This window comes from Streptomyces sp. NPDC007189, from assembly GCF_040703635.1.
Taxonomy (GTDB): Bacteria; Actinomycetota; Actinomycetes; order Streptomycetales; family Streptomycetaceae; genus Streptomyces.
This window is the reverse complement of record NZ_JBEYEY010000009.1, coordinates 214549-234969: the sequence shown is the minus strand read 5'-3', so window position 1 is coordinate 234969 and position 20421 is coordinate 214549. Positions and strand designations below refer to the sequence as shown.

20 protein-coding genes and 1 riboswitch are annotated in these 20421 nt (G+C 71.2%); of the genes, 8 read left to right on the top strand and 12 right to left on the bottom strand.

The window, feature by feature from the left end:
* Positions 1–23 precede the first annotated feature (23 nt).
* On the top strand, positions 24–1277 hold the full coding sequence (locus tag AB0950_RS20605) for an SLC13 family permease (RefSeq protein ID WP_366779171.1): 1254 nt from the start codon (positions 24–26) through the stop codon (positions 1275–1277).
* Here the strand turns inward: AB0950_RS20605 and AB0950_RS20600 are convergent.
* From AB0950_RS20600 to AB0950_RS20570, 7 genes are all read right to left on the bottom strand, one after another.
* Entirely contained in the window at positions 1274–1549 is a 276-nt protein-coding gene (locus AB0950_RS20600; protein WP_366779137.1) for a DUF397 domain-containing protein, read from the bottom strand. The genes AB0950_RS20605 and AB0950_RS20600 overlap by 4 nt on opposite strands.
* Positions 1521–2360, bottom strand: a complete 840-nt coding sequence (locus tag AB0950_RS20595) for a helix-turn-helix transcriptional regulator (protein ID WP_366779136.1) — start codon at positions 2358–2360, stop codon at positions 1521–1523. The genes AB0950_RS20600 and AB0950_RS20595 overlap by 29 nt, the downstream gene beginning before the upstream one ends.
* A gap of 150 nt (positions 2361–2510) precedes the next feature.
* Positions 2511–3476, bottom strand: a complete 966-nt coding sequence (locus tag AB0950_RS20590; RefSeq protein ID WP_360152662.1) for an inositol monophosphatase — start codon at positions 3474–3476, stop codon at positions 2511–2513.
* Entirely contained in the window at positions 3460–4116 is a 657-nt protein-coding gene (locus AB0950_RS20585; protein WP_360152659.1) for a hypothetical protein, read from the bottom strand. The genes AB0950_RS20590 and AB0950_RS20585 overlap by 17 nt, the downstream gene beginning before the upstream one ends.
* A gap of 30 nt (positions 4117–4146) precedes the next feature.
* Positions 4147–5103: a hypothetical protein gene (locus tag AB0950_RS20580; RefSeq protein WP_366779135.1), complete on the bottom strand. Its 957-nt coding sequence runs from the start codon at positions 5101–5103 to the stop codon at positions 4147–4149.
* An 85-nt stretch (positions 5104–5188) separates the two neighbouring features.
* Positions 5189–6382, bottom strand: a complete 1194-nt coding sequence (locus tag AB0950_RS20575; RefSeq protein WP_366779134.1) for a spermidine/putrescine ABC transporter substrate-binding protein — start codon at positions 6380–6382, stop codon at positions 5189–5191.
* 216 nt (positions 6383–6598) lie between these two features.
* On the bottom strand, positions 6599–8038 hold the full coding sequence (locus tag AB0950_RS20570) for a gamma-aminobutyraldehyde dehydrogenase (protein WP_360152650.1): 1440 nt from the start codon (positions 8036–8038) through the stop codon (positions 6599–6601).
* A 170-nt stretch (positions 8039–8208) separates the two neighbouring features.
* Here AB0950_RS20570 and AB0950_RS20565 point away from each other — a divergent pair, with 170 nt between their 5' ends.
* The 6 genes from AB0950_RS20565 (at position 8209) to AB0950_RS20540 (ending at position 13901) form a co-directional block, all read left to right on the top strand.
* Positions 8209–8730 (top strand): Lrp/AsnC family transcriptional regulator, encoded by a 522-nt coding sequence (locus tag AB0950_RS20565; protein WP_071375713.1) that lies wholly within the window; start codon positions 8209–8211, stop codon positions 8728–8730.
* Entirely contained in the window at positions 8715–10097 is a 1383-nt protein-coding gene (locus AB0950_RS20560) for an aspartate aminotransferase family protein (protein WP_360152646.1), read from the top strand. Before AB0950_RS20565 ends, AB0950_RS20560 begins: the two co-directional genes overlap by 16 nt.
* 196 nt (positions 10098–10293) lie before the next feature.
* Complete coding sequence (locus AB0950_RS20555; protein ID WP_360152643.1) at positions 10294–11040, top strand: ATP-binding cassette domain-containing protein; 747 nt, start codon at positions 10294–10296, stop codon at positions 11038–11040.
* Positions 11022–12479, top strand: a complete 1458-nt coding sequence (locus tag AB0950_RS20550; protein WP_360152640.1) for a hypothetical protein — start codon at positions 11022–11024, stop codon at positions 12477–12479. Before AB0950_RS20555 ends, AB0950_RS20550 begins: the two co-directional genes overlap by 19 nt.
* Before the next feature lie 109 nt (positions 12480–12588).
* On the top strand, positions 12589–12996 hold the full coding sequence (locus tag AB0950_RS20545; RefSeq protein ID WP_360152637.1) for a VOC family protein: 408 nt from the start codon (positions 12589–12591) through the stop codon (positions 12994–12996).
* 209 nt (positions 12997–13205) lie between these two features.
* Positions 13206–13901, top strand: a complete 696-nt coding sequence (locus tag AB0950_RS20540) for an LAETG motif-containing sortase-dependent surface protein (RefSeq protein WP_366779133.1) — start codon at positions 13206–13208, stop codon at positions 13899–13901.
* Positions 13902–13975: 74 nt separating this feature from the next.
* On the opposite strand, the gene AB0950_RS20535 is transcribed toward AB0950_RS20540, so the two are convergent.
* From AB0950_RS20535 to rlmN, 5 genes are all read right to left on the bottom strand, one after another.
* Positions 13976–14773 carry a maleylpyruvate isomerase family mycothiol-dependent enzyme gene (locus AB0950_RS20535; RefSeq protein WP_360152631.1) on the bottom strand — a complete coding sequence of 266 codons (798 nt, stop codon included), beginning with the start codon at positions 14771–14773 and terminating at the stop codon, positions 13976–13978.
* Positions 14774–14797: 24 nt separating this feature from the next.
* On the bottom strand, positions 14798–15817 hold the full coding sequence (locus AB0950_RS20530) for an ABC transporter ATP-binding protein (protein ID WP_360152628.1): 1020 nt from the start codon (positions 15815–15817) through the stop codon (positions 14798–14800).
* A gap of 62 nt (positions 15818–15879) precedes the next feature.
* The gene (locus AB0950_RS20525) at positions 15880–17481 is read right to left on the bottom strand and encodes an iron ABC transporter permease (RefSeq protein ID WP_366779132.1); all 1602 of its coding nucleotides are present in this window, start codon (positions 17479–17481) and stop codon (positions 15880–15882) included.
* Between the two features lie 38 nt (positions 17482–17519).
* Entirely contained in the window at positions 17520–18593 is a 1074-nt protein-coding gene (locus AB0950_RS20520; RefSeq protein ID WP_366779131.1) for a thiamine ABC transporter substrate-binding protein, read from the bottom strand.
* Positions 18594–18663: 70 nt separating this feature from the next.
* A riboswitch (TPP riboswitch) is annotated at positions 18664–18772 on the bottom strand.
* Between the two features lie 26 nt (positions 18773–18798).
* Complete coding sequence (rlmN, locus tag AB0950_RS20515) at positions 18799–19905, bottom strand: 23S rRNA (adenine(2503)-C(2))-methyltransferase RlmN (protein ID WP_360152619.1); 1107 nt, start codon at positions 19903–19905, stop codon at positions 18799–18801.
* Between the two features lie 166 nt (positions 19906–20071).
* Here rlmN and AB0950_RS20510 point away from each other — a divergent pair, with 166 nt between their 5' ends.
* Complete coding sequence (locus AB0950_RS20510; RefSeq protein WP_366779130.1) at positions 20072–20407, top strand: DUF6416 domain-containing protein; 336 nt, start codon at positions 20072–20074, stop codon at positions 20405–20407.
* The last annotated feature ends 14 nt before the right edge of the window (positions 20408–20421 follow it).

Here is a 20421-nt window from a genome sequence, read left to right as displayed (position 1 = left end):
CCTTACTGCTGCGTCTGCATGTACTGGACCGGGTGGCGATCGGTCTGCTGGCGACCGGACTCCTGTGCGTGGCGACGGGGTTGCTGCCGAAGGGCTCCGCGTCCGACGCGATGACCCGCATCGCTCCCCTGCTGGCCTTCCTGGGCACAGTGATCGTGCTGGCCGAACTGACCAGCCGGGCCGAGGTGTTCGACGTGGTGGCGGCGCGGGTGGCACGGGCGGCGCGGGGCAGCTATCCGTTGCTGTTCCTTCTGTGCGTGGCCTTCGCCGCGGTCACCACCATCGCCCTCAACCTGGACACCACGGCGGTCCTGCTCACCCCGGTGATGCTGGCGCTCGCCTCCCGGGTGGGCATCGCGCCGGTGCCGCTGGCGATGACGACGGTATGGCTGGCCAACACCGCGAGCCTTCTCCTCCCGGTGTCCAACCTGACGAACCTGCTGGCCGCCAACCGGGTCGCGCTGTCCCCGCTGGGCCTCGCGGGACGGATGTGGGCCCCGCAACTCGCCGCGCTCGCCGTGACGATGGCTTGTTTGTGGCTGTTCTTCTGGCGCCGGGGGCGGCGTGGGGGCCCTGTTGTGGACGGTGAGGGCCTGATGGAGGCCGTACCGGTGTCGGGCCCGGGCGCGGCCCGCGCGGCGGACGTGCGGGTGGACGCGGCCGACCGCTACGTCCCGCCCACCGTCCACCGCCCCGCCGACGCCGTCCTGTTCCGCGCCTGCGCGCTCGCCTGCGGCGGCTTTCTGCTCGCCATCCTGGTGGCCGACGTACCACTGTGGATGGCGTCCGGCACGGCAGCGTTGATCGCCGTGGCTGCCTTCGGGATCCGCGACCGGTCCGCGCTCCGGCTGTCCCTCGTCCCCTGGCGGCTGCTGGTGATGGTGCCGGGCATGTTCCTGGTGGTCGAGACGTTCGACGCGCACGGGCTGCACCACCTGCTCGCCTCCGCCGTCGGCACCGACGGCGGCACGCTCGGCCAGTTCCGGGCGGCGGCGGTCGGCGGCGGCCTGTCCAACGCCCTCAACAACCTGCCGGTGTACCTGGCCGGCGAGGCGGCGGTCCCGGCCGGCAACCACGACCAGCTCCTCGCCCTGCTCGTCGGCACCAACGCCGGACCGGTGATCACACCGTGGGCGTCCCTGGCCACGCTGCTGTGGTACGAGCGCTGCCACGCCTACGGCGTCCGGGTGCCGGTCCCCCGCCTGATGGGCACCGGCGCGGTGCTGGCCGTGTGCGCGGTGGGAGCGGCGGTGGCTGCGCTGGCTCTGACGCGCTAGCTCGTTTTCAGCGCACCGACGAACGCCGCCCAGGCGGGCGCCGAGAAGACGACGGCGGGGCCGGCGGGGTGCTTGCTGTCGCGGACGGGGACGTGGGTGGGGGCGGGGGTGTCGTTGACTTCGAGGCAGTTGTCGCTGCTCCCGCCGCTGTAACTGGATTTGCGCCAGGCGGTGACTTCGAGGCAGTTGCCGCCGCTCTCACCGCTGTAGCTCGACTTGCGCCACCCGTTCAGCGCTGATGCGTCAGGAATGCTGTGCCCGATGTGCTTCATGCTCGTAATCCTCCGCAACCGACCCGATCAGCGCCAGGGACTCACGGTGCGACAAAGCGTCGCCCAGCGCATGATCGTAGACGTCCTCCAACTCGCGCACGGTGCCCTGGACTTCCCAGATCCTGCCCGACTTCAGCCCCTCCACGTACGCGACCGGCGGCAACTCCTCGAACCACATGAGCTTGACAGGACCCTCCAGGAGGGCATGGGCGCCCACCGTGAAGGGGAGCACGTGCACGCGGATGCGTCGGCTCTCGCCCAGCTCCAGAATGTGCCGCAACTGGTCGCACATCACCTGCGGGCCGCCGATCACCTGGCGCAGGGCAGCCTCTCCCAGCAAGAGCGTCACCTTGGGAGAGTCGAAGTTCTCCAGGATCCGGGCTCGTTCCAGACGCGTGCTGAGGAGGCTGTCACGCCGTTCGTCACTCTTGGCCGGGTGGCCGGAGCCGAGCACCTCGCGTGCGTACCCCGGCGTCTGCATGAAGCCCGGAACCAGAATGGTCGCGTACTCCTTGATGGCGACGGCCTGCTGCTCAAGCTCCGCAGCCTCCGCGAAGTGCTCGGCGACCTTCTTGCCGTCCAGCGTCGGCAAGAACCGCTCGAAGAACCCACCCGTCCCCAGCTCCCGATCCAGCCGCCGCGCGTCCTCCACATCCGGCCTCCGCCGCCCCGCCTCGATATGGGCGATGTGTGTGCGGGACATCACGACACGTTGGCTCAGCTCCTCCTGCGTAAGCCCCGCCGCCTCCCTCCGCCGCTTCAGCTCCTGCCCGTACTGCTCCCGTGACCGTGGATTGTCCTCGATGGCCACCTGCTCAACTCCCCCTCGTGCCGTCCCCGTTGTCACTCTCGGTCATCTTCCGAAGCTACCCGCCCCCACATCACTCTGTGCTTGATTCGCCACAGATAGTGAAAGGCGCTGGAATGCAAGACGAGGACGACGGCTACGTCAGGGTGTTTCTCACGTTGAGGGTGTCCCGGGACGGTGGCCGGACGTGGGGGCCCAGGGTGACGTACCGCCCGCCGAAGAACGCCGCGCCGCTGGATCTGTCGGGGCGGTTCCCGCCGTGTGAGTGCCCCCGGTGCCGGGGGAGAAAGGGCTGACGAGGTCCAGCAGATGCGGGAGGAGTTCGGGGCGCCCGGCGACAAACGAGCGCCCCGTGTCGGGGCCGCCGAAGCCGCCGCCGAACTCCGCGCCGTCGAGGTGCCGCAGGGCGATGCCGGCCTCGCGGGCGAGGAGCGCGCCGGCGGGCAGGTCGATCGCTTCGGCGCGGTAGCCGACGAAGCCGTCGATGTCCCCCCGGGCCAGCATCGCCCAGGCGACCAGCGGCGCCCAGAGCTGGAGCAGGCGCCGGGACCGCAGTTCGAGGGTGTGCCGGAGGGAGCAGGCCACGGGGTCGTCGCGCAAGACGGCGTGGCCCTGGGTCCAGGCGAGCAGGGGCCCGGCGGCGGGAAGCGGGCCGGAAGCCGCAGGGGCGGTGAGCCGTCCGGCCGGGCCGTGCGCCCCGCCGCCTTGCCGCGCGGACCACGTACGGCCGGTCATCGGATCGTGGACGACGCCCACCACGGGCGTGTCGTCGACGCAGAGGGCGATGCCGACGACGTACACGGCGAGCCCGATGACCACGTTGTTGCTGCCGTCGAGGGGGTCGATCAGCCAGGTCCGGCCGGTGCGGCCGTCACCGTCGCCGGCGATTTCGCCGGACTCCTCGGCGAGGATCCGGTCGTGCGGGAAGCGTTCCCGGATCCGCCCGACCACCAGTTGCTCGGCGGCGACGTCCAGGTCGGTGACGACGTCGCCGAGTTCGCCCTTGGGGCGGGCGGCGAAGCCGTCGGGGAAGCGGGACCGCAGCAGCGCTCCGGCCTCCTCGGCGGCGGCCACGGCCGCGGCGTGCTCGGAGGACCAGGCGTCAGGGTTCGGGCTCATGGATCCTCCTGAGGGCGGCCCGGGCGATGCGGGCGGTCTGGGTCGCGTCGCACGTCCGGCGGACCATGCGGTGCCCGGGTGCGGACGGCGGGCCCAGCGAGAGGTCCACCCGGCCGGGCAGGGTCCGCCCGAGGACCAGCGTGGCGGCGGGGCGGCCGTCCGGCACCACGCTGGTGTGGAACTCACCCGCCGGAAGGGCGTAGCTCTGGCCGCGCACGCTGGTCTCCCGCGCGCCGGGCCGGCAGCGCACGAGCCGTTCGGTGGGCCGCAGTTCGTCCACGCCGGTCGGGTCGCTGAGCACCTCGAAGACGCGGTGGGTGGGGTCGCCGGGGTCGTCGTCGACGTGCACGCGCCGGTTGTCGAGCCGGCCGTACAGCACGGTGCTCGTCAGGTCCCAGCTGTGGCAGTGCACTTGGGGCGCGGAGGCGTCGGGCTCGGACTCGGGTGTGCCGAAGACGTGGACGCAGACGCCGTCGGGGCCGTCGCGCAGCACGGGCAGGCAGACGAACCCGAGCGGGTGGCGTACGGCGTGCAGGGCGCGGCGGCCCGAGACGATCCGGTCGAGTTCCGCCACGGCGTGCCGGATCAGCTCGGCGGTGGCGTGCCGCCGGGCGGCCCGTTCCAGGGCCGGGTAGTCCATGTTCCTTCCCCCTTGGCCGGAACACGGCGCTCACCTGCGGTACGGGTTCTCCGCGCGCAGCGCCTTGTCGATGATGTCGCCGACGTCACGGTCGGTGAAGCTCGGCGGAAGCGGCAGTCCGAGCCGGTCGAGCAGGCGTCTGACCTCGTCCACGGTGGGTTCGTCGGCGAGCGGGACGGCCTCGCGCAGATCGAGCTTGACCGCCTGTTCCCGGCTCTGGTGCAGCTCGGTGACGTAGTAGTCGTACAGCGGCCGGTCCCGCTCCACGTACAGGCCGACCCGGCTGGGGTCGTCCTGGGTGATGATCAGGCCGGTGTCCGACAGGTCGAACCGCAGGGCCGGTGCGACGGAGGACAGATGGACGTCGATCTCCAGGGTGTCCAGCCGCTGCCGGTGCCAGCTCGCGGCGACGACGGTGGCGTACGCCTCCTTGCGGGTGCGCTCCACGGTCCACGCGGCGAGGTCGCCGCCGGGGCCGAAGGTGCTGCGGAAGCGGGCGTAGGCGGCGCACACGGCGTCGTCGGCCGGGTTGATGATGTCGATCTTCATGCTGAGCGAGCGCCGCTGCCGCTGCGCCTCCAGCACGCACTCGGGCAGCGTGACGGCGCGCAGGTAGGTGCCGGTGCCGCCCTTGAACACCCAGCGGCTGGTGGCGCGCCGGGCCCGCTCGTGCGCGAGGGCGACCTCGGCGCCGGACAGGGTGCGCACCATCGCCAGGTCCTCGACGGCCCGGCTGGTCGCGGTGGTGGCGGCGCGGATGTCGGCCATCCGCCGGCGGCGCTCGGTGAGCGAGCCGTACACCAGCGCGGCGAGCACGAGCAGCGTGGCGCCGGAGACGACGTTGTCGTCCATGTTCTGGTTGAGGACGTCCATGATCCCGACGACGACGGCGACGACGAGCGCGACGATCCCGTCCGCGTTCCGGACCGCCCAGGCGATCGCGTCCTCCAGCCGGCGCCCGGCCCCCTGCGGTGCACTGTCGGCCACAACCACCCTCCCCCGACGGCGGCTTCCATCGTAGGAGCAGGAACACCCGCTCAGCCATGCCGCAATCGGCCGTCGGGCAACGCGACTAGAGGCCCACGATCCTGTTCCACCGCTGTGCGAACTCCACGCGCTCCGTGGACGTGATGTCGCGGGCGATGGCCAGGCGCGCCCGCATGCCGGAGTCCGGGAAGACGAGGGGGTTGTCGGCGAGGGACGCGGTGTCCTTGTCGGTGGAGGAGGCGAGGACGTCCCGGGCGGCCGGGACGGGGCAGACGTAGGTGACCCAGGTCGCGAGCTTCGCGGCGACGGCGGGGTCGTAGTAGGAGTCGATCAGGCGCTCGGCGTTGGCCTTGTGGCGGGCCCGGTTGGGGATCATCAGGGAGTCCGACCACAGTTCGGCGCCCTCCTCGGGCACGACGAAGCGGATGTCGGGGTTGTCGGCCTGGAGCTGGATGACGTCGCCGGAGTAGGCCTGGCAGGCCAGGACGTCCCCGCTGACCAGGTCCTTGGTGTAGTCGTTGCCGGTGAAGCGGCGGATCTGGCCGCGGTGGATCTCGCGTTCGACCCCGTCGCAGACGTTGTGGAAGTCGTCCGCCGTCCACCTGGTGATGTCCACGCCGTTGCCCTGCATGAGGAGGGCGAAGGACTCGTCGAGGCCGGACAGGAGGGTCACGCGGCCCTTGAGGTCGCTCGCCCAGAGATCCTTGACGTGGCGTATCTCGCGGCCGAGCTTCCCGCGGTTGTAGGCGATGCCGGTGATGCCCGACTGCCACGGCACGGTGAACCGGCGGCCCTTGTCGAAGGCGGGCGAACGCAGCAGCGGGTCAAGGTACTTGGCCACGTTCGGCTGGCGGGCGCGGTCCATCTCCTGGACCCAGCCCAGCCGCACGAACCGGGCGCACATCCAGTCGCTGACGACGATCAGGTCGCGGCCGGTGGACTGATGGTTCATCAGCGCCGGGCTGATCTTGCCGAAGAACTCGTCGTTGTCGTTGATCTCCTCGACGTAGTCCACGGAGATTCCGGTGCGCCGCTCGAACGCCTCAAGCGTGGGCCGCCGGTTGGGGTTGTGCTCGTCGGTGTCGATGTAGAGCGGCCAGTTCGCCCAGGTCAGCTTCTTGTCGGCGGCGGAGTCGTCGGTGACGGCCCGGTCGCCGGGCGCCACATAGGCGGCGGGCACCCCGCAGCCGGCCGCCGCACCGAGCGCGGCGGCGCCGGAGAGGGCACGCAGAAGGGAACGGCGGGACACCGAGGACGTACGCGAGGAAGTCTGGGGCACCTCGGAAGGATGCCGCTCGCCGCTTCAGGGCCACAATCGACGCTGCGTCGAGCATGCCCGCGGCTGCCCGACACCCTGTCGATCAGTGCAGGTCATGCCCAGGTCATCCGCCGGGGCCGGACGGAAGGCCGAGGGGAAGCCCCATGACACGGCGCGGCCCCCGGACGGGGAGGTGATCCCGTCAGGGGGCCGCTCACTGCCTGCTGGTGCCGGTGCCTACTCGCCGAGCGACGTCATCACGTGCTTGATGCGCGTGTAGTCCTCGAAGCCGTACGCCGACAGGTCCTTGCCGTAGCCGGACTTCTTGAAGCCGCCGTGCGGCATCTCGGCGACCAGCGGGATGTGGGTGTTGATCCACACGCAGCCGAAGTCGAGCTTCTTCGACATGCGCATCGCCCGCGCGTGGTCCTTGGTCCACACCGAGGAGGCGAGGGCGTACTCGACGCCGTTGGCGTACTGGACGGCCTGGTCCTCGTCGGAGAAGGACTGGACGGTGATGACCGGGCCGAAGACCTCCTTCTGGATGATCTCGTCGTCCTGCTTGACGCCGGAGACGACGGTCGGCGCGAAGAAGTAGCCCTTGTCGCCGACGCGCTTGCCGCCGGCCTCCACGCGCGCGTGGGCGGGCAGCCGCTCGATGAAGCCCTCGACCTGCTTGAGCTGGTTGGGGTTGTTGAGCGGGCCGAACAGGACGTCCTCGTCGTCCGGCTGACCGGTCTTGGTGTCCTCCGCGGCCTTCGCGAGCGCGGCCACGAACTCGTCGTGGATGGCCTCGTGGACCAGGACGCGGCAGGCCGCCGTACAGTCCTGGCCGGCGTTGAAGAAGCCCGCCACGGAGATGTCCTCGACGGCCTTGGGGATGTCGGTGTCCTCGAAGACGACGACCGGGGCCTTGCCGCCCAGCTCCAGGTGGACCCGCTTGAGGTCCTTCGACGCCGACTCGGCGACCGACATGCCTGCGCGGACCGAGCCGGTGATGGAGGCCATCGCCGGGGTGTCGTGCTCGACCATCAGGCGGCCGGTGTCGCGGTCGCCGCAGATGACGTTGAAGACGCCCTTGGGCAGGATCGAGCCGATGATGTCGGCGATCAGGACCGTGGAGGCGGGGGTCGTGTCCGACGGCTTCAGGACGACCGTGTTGCCCGCGGCGATGGCCGGGGCGAACTTCCACACCGCCATCATCATCGGGTAGTTCCAGGGCGCGACCTGCGCGCAGACGCCGACCGGCTCACGGCGGATGATCGAGGTCATCCCCTCCATGTACTCGCCGGCCGAGCGGCCCTCCAGCATCCGCGCCGCGCCCGCGAAGAAGCGGATCTGGTCGACCATCGGCGGGATCTCCTCGGAGCGGGTCAGCCCGACCGGCTTGCCCGTGTTCTCCACCTCGGCCGCGATCAGCTCCTCGGCGCGCTCCTCGAACGCGTCGGCGATCTTGAGGAGGGCCTTCTGGCGCTCGGCCGGGGTGGTGTCGCGCCAGGCCGGGAAGGCGCGGGCGGCGGCCTCCATCGCGGCGTCGACGTCCGCCTTGCCGGACAGCGGCGCGGTCGCGTACGCCTCGCCCGTCGCGGGGTTGACCACCTCGGTGGTCCGTCCGTCGGCGGCGTCCCGGAACTCACCGTCGATGTAGTTGCGCAGACGACGCAGCTCGGTGCTCACTGCCGGCCTCCTGATCTGGTTCTTTGCGTCCACTAGCTGAGACACCCACCCTAGCCGCCAGCCCGACGTTTTCAACACCCCTGCGCCACTGACTTCTGCGAAATCCGCAAGACTGCGAGTCTCAGACAACGAATTTCATCGATCGGGGCTTGCGAAACTGACGAGACCTCGTGCACAGTGAGGTCGTGGCCAGTCGAAGCGCAGACCAGAGGGACTCCACCCGCGAGTCCAGGAACGGCAACAGCCCCCAGCTGGACGCCGTCTCCCTCGCCATCATCCAGCAGCTCCAGGAGGACGGCCGCAGGCCGTACGCCGCGATCGGCAAGGCCGTGGGCCTGTCGGAGGCGGCCGTGCGCCAGCGCGTCCAGAAGCTCCTGGACCAGGGCGTGATGCAGATCGTCGCCGTCACGGACCCGCTCACCGTGGGCTTCCGCCGGCAGGCGATGGTCGGCATCAACGTCGAGGGCGACGTCGAGTCGATCGCGGACGCGCTGACCGCCATGTCGGAAGTCGAGTACGTGGTGATGACCGCGGGCTCGTTCGACATCCTCGCCGAGATCGTCTGCGAGGACGACGACCACCTGCTGGACGTCATCAACAAACGCATCCGGGCCCTGCCCGGCGTGCGCTCCACCGAGAGCTTCGTCTACCTGAAGCTGAAGAAGCAGACCTACATGTGGGGAACCCGATAACCGTGACCCAGAAGGACCTCAGCCGCACCGCGTACGACCACTTGTGGATGCACTTCACCCGCATGTCCTCGTACGAGAACTCCCCCGTGCCGACCATCGTCCGGGGCGAGGGCACCTACATCTACGACGACAAGGGCAAGCGCTACCTCGACGGTCTCGCCGGTCTGTTCGTGGTCCAGGCCGGTCACGGCCGCACGGAGCTCGCCGAGACCGCCTTCAAGCAGGCCCAGGAGCTGGCCTTCTTCCCGGTGTGGTCGTACGCCCACCCGAAGGCCGTCGAGCTGGCCGAGCGCCTCGCCGACTACGCCCCGGGCGACCTGAACAAGGTCTTCTTCACCACCGGCGGCGGCGAGGCCGTCGAGACCGCCTGGAAGCTCGCCAAGCAGTACTTCAAGCTGCAGGGCAAGCCGACCAAGTACAAGGTCATCTCGCGTGCGGTCGCCTACCACGGCACCCCGCAGGGCGCCCTGTCCATCACGGGCCTGCCGGCCCTGAAGGCGCCGTTCGAGCCGCTCGTCCCGGGCGCGCACAAGGTGCCGAACACGAACATCTACCGTGCCCCGATCCACGGCGACGACCCGGAGGCCTTCGGCCGCTGGGCCGCCGACCAGATCGAGCAGCAGATCCTCTTCGAGGGCCCGGAGACCGTCGCCGCGGTCTTCCTGGAGCCGGTGCAGAACGCCGGCGGCTGCTTCCCGCCGCCGCCCGGCTACTTCCAGCGCGTGCGCGAGATCTGCGACCAGTACGACGTGCTGCTCGTCTCGGACGAGGTCATCTGCGCCTTCGGCCGCCTGGGCACGATGTTCGCCTGCGACAAGTTCGGCTACGTCCCGGACATGATCACCTGCGCCAAGGGCATGACCTCGGGCTATTCCCCGATCGGCGCCTGCATCATCTCCGACCGCCTCGCCGAGCCGTTCTACAAGGGCGACAACACCTTCCTGCACGGCTACACCTTCGGCGGCCACCCCGTGTCGGCCGCGGTGGGCCTCGCCAACCTCGACCTGTTCGAGCGCGAGAACCTCAACCAGCACGTGCTGGACAACGAGGGCGCCTTCCTGCAGACCCTGCAGAAGCTGCACGACCTGCCGATCGTCGGCGACGTCCGCGGCAACGGCTTCTTCTACGGCATCGAGCTGGTGAAGGACAAGAACACCAAGGAGTCCTTCAACGACGAGGAGACCGAGCGCGTCCTGTACGGCTTCCTCTCCAAGGCGCTGTACGACAACGGCCTGTACTGCCGTGCCGACGACCGCGGCGACCCGGTCGTCCAGCTCGCCCCGCCGCTGATCTCCAACCAGGAGACCTTCGACGAGATCGAGCAGATCCTGCGCGCGACGCTGACGGAGGCGTGGACCAAGCTCTGAGCCTGATTCATCCGATCAGCTGATCTGTGCCGGCCCCGGTGCCGTCCGTTCGAGTGGGAACGGCGGCCCGGGGCCGTGTGCTGTCCGGCCTCCCGGTGACCGCTGCCTAGCGTGCCAGTGACCGATCGGCCCAGCCTTCGTTCCCCCGGACGAGGGATCGGAAGCGGGAAAACGGATCAGAACCGAGGTGTACGCCATGGAGGCCGAGGCCCCGCCGGACAACGACGTGCTCTGGGCACGCTCCCTGCACTTCAGCCACCCCGACGGCTCCCCCGGACTCACCGGGGTCTCGCTCGGTGTGCGCGCGAGCGAGATCCTCGCCGTCACCGGCCCGCGCGGCAGCGGCAAGACCACCCTGCTGCGCTGTCTGTCCGGTCTGGTGCCGGTGCGTGAGGGCGAGGTGTGGTTCAACAGCTCCCCCATGCACACCCTCGGCCCGATGCGCCGCGAGCGGCTGCGCCGGGAGCGGTTCGCCTGGATCGACACCCAGCCGGTCCTGGTGCCCGAGCTGAACGTCTGGGAGAACGCCGCGCTGCCCCTGATGCTGCGCGGCGCCGGCCGCCGCCGGGCCAAGGTCGCGGCGCTGGAGTGGCTGGAACGCCTCGACGTCGGCGACAAGGCCCGCAGCCGCCCGCACCAGCTGCAGCAGGCCGAGCGCCAGCGCGTGGCCATCGCCCGGGCCCTGGCCACGACCCCCACGGTCCTCTTCGCCGACGAGCCCACGGCCCCGCTGCACCGGGCCGACCGCACCCACGTGCTGCGCACCCTGACCACGGCCGCCCGCTCGCACGGCATCACGGTCGTCCTCGCCACCCACGACCCCGACACCGCCGCCCTCGCCGACAGCACCGTCTGCCTGCTGGACGGCCGGCGCGTCAGCACCGTGCACCTGCCGGAGACCCCCGAGACGGAAGGCCGGGCCGCGTGGTCGCTCTCCGTCTGACCCGTGCGGCCCGGCCCGCCGTCCAGCTGCGCCGGCTGCTGGTGACCGCAGCCTCGGCGGGCACCGGATTCCTCCTGCTGTCCTGCTTCGGCTACGCCCTGAACCACCCCGAGGCCGCGGACGCCGCCGCGCTGCGGCTCGCCTGGTGCACGGTGCCGCTCGCCGCCACGGTGTACTTCGCGCTCGCCGTCGCCCGCACCGACCCCGCCACCCGGCCGCGCACGGGACTGTCCGCGCTGGGCCTCGGCCCGGCCCGCATGATGGCGATCTCGGCGCTGACCACCGCCCTGTGCTGCACCCTGGGCTCGCTGCTGGCCCTGCTGGTCTTCCTCGACCTGCGCGGCGACCTCACCGGCGTGCCGTTCGACGGCGCGGCGGCGGACTTCCTGGCCGTGGACGCGCACCTGCCGGTGCCGGCCACCCTGACCCTGCTCTTGCTGGTCCCGGCCGCCGCCTCGGCCACGGTGGCCCTCGCCCTGCGCCCCAAGGACCCCCGCCCCACCGCCCCGCTGCTGCGCAGGTACGGCCGCTTCGGCGCGTACGGCTACTCGGTGGCCCGGGAGACGTTCGGGACGTACGGAAGGTTCGGTGCGCGGCTGCGGCCGGGGGCCGGAGGCCCGCGCGACGCGCACGGGAAAGCGGACGACGGCGAGCAGCCCGGTCCCCACCCCACGGGCGGCCGTACCGCCACGGCGACGAAGACGGCGGACGCCGACGGCACCTCGGCAGCGCCGGGCGGTGCCGCCGACCTCGGCCGCGCCGCCGCGGCGACAGGAACGGCGGACGCCGACGGCACCCCGGCGGCGCCGGGCAGCGCCACCGACCTCGAGCCGCAGACGCCGGCCACCGCGTGGACGGACGGCGCCCAGCCCCCCAAGGGCGCCCCCGCCGGCCTGCCCTGGGGCATCAGCCTTCTGGCCACCGGTCTCGCCGTCCAGGCCTACGCGGGCCACGCGGACATCGCCGTACTGCTCGGCCGGCTGCTGACCGCCACCGGCCTCGTCCTCGCCGGGCCCGGCCTCACCCATCTGTGCGGCCTCCTGCTGCAGTCCACCCGTCCCGGCGCCCTCCGCCTGCTGGCCGGGCGGGTCCTCATGACGGAGGCCACCCGCATCGGCCGCCCCCTCGGCGTCGTCTGCGCGGTCGCGTCCGCCGGCTACGCGATGACCACGCTCTACGCCGGCTCGGCGCCCGCGTTCGGCCCGCTGACCACCCTCGGCGCGCTGCTCGTGACCGGCTGCACGGTCGCCACCCTCCTCACCGCGGCCGTGGAGACCCGCCAGTGCCGGGCGGAGACGACGGCCGCGCTGCTCCGGCTCGGCGCGCCCGCCACGATGCTGCGCGCGGCGGCGGCCCTCCGCGCGGCGGCCCTGGTGGCCCTGTTCGGCCCGCTCACCCTGGCCGTCGCCGCCCTGGCGGCCCTGCCCGTGGAGCGCTGACCACCCGCCCGCGAAAAAGCTCTCCGGCGACCGATGAGTTCTCCCGGGGTCCCCGGTCCAACCCACCGAACACACCGACGTACGGCACGGACCGCCCCGGGAGGGCCCCATGTACCAGCAGATGATCTTCGTGAACCTGCCCGTGAACGACCTCGACGCCGCGAAGAAGTTCTTCACGGAGCTGGGCTACACGATCAACCCGCAGTTCAGCGACGACAACGCCGCCTCCGTGGTGATCAGCGACACCATCGTCGCGATGCTGCTGACCAAGCCGTTCTACGCGACCTTCACCAAGAAGGAGATCGCCGACGCCACGAAGACCAGCGAGGTGCTGATCGCGTTGAGCGCCGAGAGCCGCGAGAAGGTGGACGAACTGGTGGACCGGGCCCTCGCCCTGGGCGCCACGCCGAGCGGCGAGACCCAGGACCACGGCTTCATGTACGGCCGCTCCTTCGACGACCTCGACGGCCACACCTGGGAGGTCGTCTGGATGGACCCGGCGATGGTCCAGGGCTGACTCGCTGTCAGGGGGCGCGTCGACACGGTCAAACGTATCTGCGGGTAATAAGCAGGCAAAGCCAACGGCCGTTGGCGGCATATGCATTGACACTGCTTATGAAGCGCTTATAGACCTGTGAGTCTCTTGGGGGTGGTGGGGCACTGGTCTCGTTCGGTGCCGCAACTCCCCCTCTACCCCCCGCAGTTGCACACTGTAAAGGACAAGCGTTGTCCATAACTCACCGTGGCGCACGTCGTTCCGTGCGCATTCTGGGTGTTGCCTCCGCATCGGCCGCGATCGTGCTGGGTGTCTCCGGCTCCGCGCTCGCCTGCCAGATCGGTGACTTCAAGGCCGAAGCCGGCTGCGCCGGCGACAAGGGCCAGATCGTCATCACCGACACCGACTCGTCCAACACGACCGCTCACATCACCGTGTTCGAGAAGAACGACGCGGTCGAGACGAAGGTCGCCGAGGTCGACGTGCGGGGCTCCGCCCAGGGCACGAAGACCCCCGTCGACGTGGACTGGAAGGCCAAGACCACCTACAGCATCGAGGTCAAGGTCGACAGCGGCCGGTTCCACTTCGACCAGTACATCAAGCCGGATCTGACCACCCCGGCCGAGGCCTGCAAGAAGGAGGACTCCCCGACTCCGACGGCCCCCTCGAAGCCGACGCCGTCGCCGTCGAAGTCCGCCCCGGCCGAGTCGGCGACCCCGACCCCGTCGGCCTCCGCGTCCAGCTCCGCCCCGGCGAGCGCGCCGAGCAACGCGCCGTCCCCGGCGGCCGGTGACTCCAACCTCGCCGAGACCGGTGCCAACTCCAACACCGGCCTGATCGCCGGCGTCGCCGGCGCGCTGGTCGTCGTCGGCGGCGGCGCGGTCTACTTCGGCATGCGCCGTCGTGGAGCGCGCGGCAACGGCTGACGCCTCGCCCGTCGGCATCCGTACACCACCGCGGCCCGTCCCCCTATCCCCAGGGGACGGGCCGCGGTCGTACGTCAGCCGAAGGTGGCGTGCTGCCTCCAGAACTCCAGCACCTCGCGCTCACCGACGATCTCCAGGCCGGGGGCCTCCAGCGGCAGCCGGTTGTAGAAGGCGAGCAGCACGGAGGTGAGCGGGCCGCGCAGGGCGACCGTGGCCTTCTCGTGGCCGCGCCGCCAGCTCAGCCCGTCCTCGCCCAGCTCGATCAGCCACTCGGCGTTCAGGTCCGCGGCGGCGTCGGTGGCGTGCAGATGGATACTGCGGCCGGGCCCGCGCAGCTCCGCGGCCCACGGGCGCGCCCCGGCGCGCTGCACCCACTGGGCGATCTGCAGCCACTCGTCCAGCGCGTCGGCGGCGACGTCGGGCGCGACGTCGTAGGCCGCGCCGACGGTGAGCGCGGCGTCCGCGCGATGGACGGTGATCTCGTGGGTCATCCGGCGGGCCCAGAACCCGCTGGGGACCATGCCCATCCAGGACCACACCTTGGCCTCGGGACCGGCCTCGCGCAGCGCCCCGACGATCATCTCGCCGGTCTCCGCGAGCCAGGCGTCCAGGGCCGCCGCGTCGCCCTCGGCCTCCGGTCCTTCGCCGAGCGGCACCTGCTCGCGCGGGAGCATCTCCTGCGCCCGGGTCCGCACCAGCGTGGCCGCCCAGCGCAGGGCGCCGCCCATGTGCCGTACGAGCCGTTCCAGGGTCCAGTCCGGGCAGGTCGGCACGGTGGCCGACAGATCGGCGCCCGAGGTCACCAACGCCCTGAACCGGTCCACCTGGTCGGCGATTTCGTCGCAGTAGCGATCATGCGTGAGCAAGGTCATGCCCCCACCCTAGGGCGGGGGTGATCAGTCGAGCACGACGATTTCGGTCGCGTCGAACTCCACGCCCACGGCCTGGCCGACCTCGGGCGCGTCCCGCAGCGCGCAGGCCGCCTCCAGGCGCGGGGCGTCCGCGGGCTGGAGGCGGACGGCCACATGGGTGCCCTTGAAGGTGCGTGCCGTCACCGTGCAGCGCAGACCGGCGTCGGCGGCCACCAGCCGTACCCCGGCGGGCCGCACCAGCAGGCTGCGGGCGCCCTGCGGCGAGCCGTCGGGGACCGGCAGCTTGCCCCAGGGGCTGTCGGCGGCCGTACCGGCGACGGTCGCCTCCACCACGTTGTCGAAGCCGAGGAAGCGGGCCACGAACGCGTCGGCGGGCCGCTGCCAGACCTGAAGGGGCGTGCCGGACTGGGCGATCCGCCCGTCCCGCATCACCACCACCCGGTCGGCCAGCGCGAACGCCTCGCCCTGGTCGTGCGTCACGGCGAGCACGGTCGTGCCCAACCGGCCGAAGAGTTCCCGCAGTTCGACCACCAGGCGTTCGCGCAGCGAGCGGTCGAGCTGGCCGAGCGGCTCGTCCAGCATCAGCAGCCGGGGGCGGGGCGCCAGCGCGCGGGCGAGGGCCACGCGCTGCTGCTCGCCGCCGGAGAGGGAGGCCACGGCCCGCCGGGCGGCTCCGGGCAGCCCCACCAGGTCCAGCAACTGGGCGACCCGGGCGTCCCGTTCGCCCTTGGCCATGCCGTGCATGCGCAGCCCGAAGGCCACGTTCGCGCCGACGTCCCGCTGCGGGAAGAGCTGGTGGTCCTGGAACATCAGGCCGACGCCCCGCTTGTGCGCGGGCACGCCCGCCTGGTCCCGGCCGTCGAGCAACACCCGTCCGGCGGACAGCGGCTGCAGCCCGGCGACCGCCCGCAGCAGGGTCGACTTCCCGCTGCCGCTGGGCCCGAGCACGCACACCACCTCGTGCTCGGCGACCTGAAGGCCCACCGCGTCCAGCACGGCCAGGCCGCCCAGGCGTACGGTCGCGGCGTCGAGACTCAGCAGCATCGCAACTCCCCCGTCGGGAACTCACCTGTCCAGGCGGCGGCCACGCGTCCGGTCGGCGGCATCTAGAACTCCCCCGTCCGGTCGGTGCGCAGCCGCTCCAGGAGCAGCAGCGCGGCGGCGCACACCACCATGAGGATGGTCGAAAGGGCCATCGCCTGGCCGTAGTTGAGGTCGCCGGGGCGGCTGAGCAGCCGGGCCACGGCGACCGGGAGCGTCGGGTTGTCGGGCCGGGCGATGAACACGGTCGCGCCGAACTCGCCGAGCGAGACGGCGAACGCGAACCCGGCCGCGACCAGCAGCGCCCTGCGCACCATCGGCAGGTCCACCTCGCGCCACACCCGCCAGGACGAGGCCCCGAGCACAGCGGCGGCCTCCCGCAGCCGTACGTCCACCGCGCGCAGCACGGGCAGCATGGTCCGTACGACGAAGGGGGCGCCGACCAGCGCCTGGGCGAGCGGCACCAGGATCCAGGACTGGCGCAGGTCCAGCGGCGGCTTGTCGAGGGCGATCAGGAAGCCGAAGCCGACGGTCACGGCGGAGACGCCGAGCGGCAGCATCAGCAGCGCGTCGAAGCCCCGCACCAGGCGTCCGGCGTCCCGCCGGGCGAGCGCGGCGGCGGCGAGAGCGCCGATCACCACCGCGATGGCCGTGGCGGCGACGGCGTACTGGAGGGACGTCCACACCGCGTGGACCGGCGCCACCAGGAACGTACCGCCGTCGGCGTCGGTGAGCGCCCGGTAGTAGCCGAAGCCCGGCGCGTCGAGGGAGCGCTGGACGAGGACGCCGAGGGGCAGCACCAGGAGCAGGACGACGGTGCCGAGGACGAGGGCGAGCAGCGCCCACTGCCCGGCGCCGCGCGGCCGGCGGGCGGTCACCGCCGGGTCCACCAGCCGCAGGGCGGTCTCCCGGCGCCGTACGGTCCAGGCGTGCACGGCGAGGATCGCGCCGACGGCGGCGAACTGGACGAGGGTGAGGACGGCGGCCGTGGACAGGTCGAAGACCTCGGAGGTCTGCCGGTAGATCTCCACTTCGAGGGTGGAGAAGGTGGGGCCGCCGAGGATCTGGACGATGCCGAAGGAGGTGAAGCAGAACAGGAACACCATCAGCGCGGCGGCGGCCACGGCGGGCGCGAGCGCGGGGAGGGTGACCTTGCGCCAGGCGCCGAGCGGCGAGGCGCCCAGCATGCGGGCGGCCTCCTCCTGCCGGGGGTCGAGCTGGGACCACAGCCCGCCCACGGTCCGTACGACGACCGCGTAGTTGAAGAAGACGTGGGCCAGCAGGATGGCCCAGACCGTGGTGTCCAGCCGTACGCCCCACAGGTCGTCGAGCAGCCCGCCGTGCCCGACGAGGGCGAGGAACGCGCTGCCGGCGACGACGGTCGGCAGCACGAACGGCACGGTGACCACGGCCCGCAGCACCTGCCGGCCCGGGAAGTCGAGGCGGGCGAAGACGTAGGCGGCGGGCAGCGCGAGCAGCAGGGTGAGCGCGGTGGAGGCGAGCGCCTGCCAGGTGGTGAACCACAGCACGTGGCGGATGTCCGACTGCGTCACCACGTCCGCGAGCCGCCCCCACCGCCAGGCGCCGTCCGCCTTCAGCCCGCGCGCGACGATCGCGGCGACGGGCCAGGCGAAGAACAGCGCGAAGAACGCGACGGGCAGGGCCATCAGCCCCAGCCGCGCCGCGTACCTCCGCCGGGGCCCGGCTACTTCAGTACGAGCGAGGTCCACGACTTGACCCACTGGTCACGGTTGGCGGCGATTTTGCCGGAGGCCATGGTCTCGGGGTGCTGGGCGGCCTTGCCGTACTCGGTGAACTCGGCGGGCACCTTGGCGCCCTGCACCACCGGGTAGACGAACATGTTCAGCGGCATGTCCTCCTGGAACTCCTTGGAGACCAGGAAGTCGATGAACGCCTTGGCGCCCTTGGGGTTCTGCGCGTTGCTCAGCAGCCCGGCGAACTCGATCTGCCGGAAGCAGGTGCCGTACGACACCCCGGTCGGGGCGGTGCTGGGGCGCTTCTTGGCGTAGATCACCTCGGCGGGCGGCGAGGAGGCGTACGACACGACGAGCGGCCGGTCGCCGCCGGCCTTCTTCCCCTCCGAGGAGCCGGAGAACTCCTGGTAGTAGGCCTGCTCCCAGCCGTCGACGACCTTCACGCCGTTGGCCTTGAGCTTCTTCCAGTACCCCTGCCAGTTGTCGTCGCCGAACTGCGCGGCGCTGCCGAGCAGGAAGCCGAGGCCGGGCGAGGAGGTGGCGGCGTTCTCGGTGACGAGGAGGTTCTTGTACTGGGGCTTGGCGAGGTCGGCGAAGGACTGCGGCGGGGTGAGGTGGTGATCGGCGAAGTACTTCTTGTCGTAGTTGACGCAGATGTCGCCGTAGTCGACGGGCGTGACCCGGTGCTTGTCCTTGTCGAGCTGGTACGGGGCGCCGACCTTGTCCAGGCCCTTGGCGGTGTACGGCTGGAAGAGGCCGTTGTCGAGGGCGCGGGAGAGCAGGGTGTTGTCGATGCCGAAGAAGACGTCGCCCTGCGGGTTGTCCTTGGTCAGGATCGCCTTGTTGACGGCCTGCCCGGCGTCGCCGTCCTTGAGGACCTTGACCTTGTACCCGGTCTTCTTCTCGAAGTCGGCGAGCACGTTCTTGGACACGGCCCACGAGTCGTGGCTGACCAGGGTCACGGTCTTGGAGTCGGCGGCGCTCTTGGCGTGCGTCGAGCCGCACGCGGACAGACCGATGAGGCCGAGGCCGACCGCGACGGCCACGAGGGTCTTGTTCTGCACTGGTTGTCCTCCTGGGGTTGGCCAGGAAGAGACGCGGCCCCACCCGGGGAATCCGGGCAGGGCGCAACAGCTTGAGTGATGACCGAACTTCCTACCCAGAATGACCTGGGCGAGGTTCAGAGGGTCTGCGGCCCTGTCCGCCGCACTCTCAGCGCTGTGGCGCTCCCCTGTCGGAATATGAAGATGTGATGGGACGGTGGCCAGATTACCGCTCGGTGGCCGCCAGCTGACCACAGGCCCCGTCGATCTCCTGTCCCCGGGTGTCCCGGACGGTGACCGGCACACCGTGGGCGGCGATGGCCTCCACGAAGGCCTTCTCGTCCTCGGGCCGCGAGGCGGTCCACTTCGAGCCCGGCGTCGGGTTCAGCGGGATGAGGTTGACGTGCACGGGCCGGCCCTTGAGTAGCCGCCCGAGCCGGTCGCCCCGCCAGGCCTGATCGTTGATGTCGCGGATGAGCGCGTACTCGATCGACAGCCGGCGCCCGGACTTCTCGACGTACTCGAACCCGGCGTCCAGCACCTCGCGCACCTTCCAGCGGGTGTTGACGGGGACGAGGGTGTCGCGCAGCTCGTCGTCGGGGGCGTGCAGGGAGATCGCGAGCCGGCACTTGAAGCCCTCGTCGGCGAACCGGTGGATGGCCGGCACCAGCCCGACGGTGGACACGGTGATCCCGCGCTGCGAGAGCCCGAGCCCGTCCGGGGCGGGGTCGGTGAGCGCCCGGATCGCGCCCACGACCCGCTTGTAGTTGGCGAGCGGCTCACCCATGCCCATGAACACGATGTTGGAGAGCCGGGCAGGGCCCCCGGGCACTTCCCCGTCCCGCAGCGCCCGCATCCCGTCCACGATCTGGTGGACGATCTCGGCGGTGGACAGATTCCGGTCGAGACCCGCCTGCCCGGTCGCACAGAACGGGCAGTTCATGCCACACCCGGCCTGCGAGCTGATGCACATGGTGACCCGGTCCGGGTACCGCATCAGCACGGACTCCACGAGGGTCCCGTCGAACAGCCGCCACAGCGTCTTGCGGGTGGCCCCCTGGTCGGTCGACAGATGCCGGACGACGGTCATCAGCTCCGGGAACAGCGCCTCGCGCAGCTTGTCCCGCGAGCCGGCGGGGATGTCCGTCCACTGCTCGGGGTCGTGCGCGTACCGCGCGAAGTAGTGCTGCGCGAGCTGCTTGGCACGAAACGGCTTCTCACCGATCTCGGCCACCGCGTCCTTGCGCTCCGCGGGCGTGAGATCGGCAAGATGCCGCGGCGGCGTCTTGGCACCGCGCGGCACGACGAAAGTGAGTTCTCCGGGCTTGGGCATGGTGGTACCAGTGTCGCAGATCCACTTGGGTGGCCTGGGGCACGGCTGTCGCTCGCTACGACTGTCATGGGTGCTACGTATGAAAACCCCGAAGCGCCGGCGACCGATGACCTCTCCGGTGAACTGAGCCCTCCAGAGGCAGGGCCGCGACGGTTGCCGCCCATTGATGCTGGCCCTGGGCGGGCCGAACGAGAGTGATCCGGCGCGGCGCGTGGCAGGGGTGCTGTCGGGGATGAGCAAGGGACACGGCAAAAGTGGGCGGCGGCTTCCGTTCTACTGGTGGGAGGCACCCGGGGGGAGCGCGGGCGCGACGTGCGCAGTCCGCCCCTCCGTGGCAGCGGTTTTCCTGGCCTGCGTGAACATCGCAGGAGTTCCTTCCAGCGGCCCGAGGGCCGGGTGTGCGGCTTGCTGGCGTCCTGTGCAGTGTCCGGCATCGATTTCCCTGGTAGCCGGGATCCGTCAGCGGGGGTGGGACGCTGAGCGGGTCATCCCGACTGGGTGACCGGGCAGATGCCC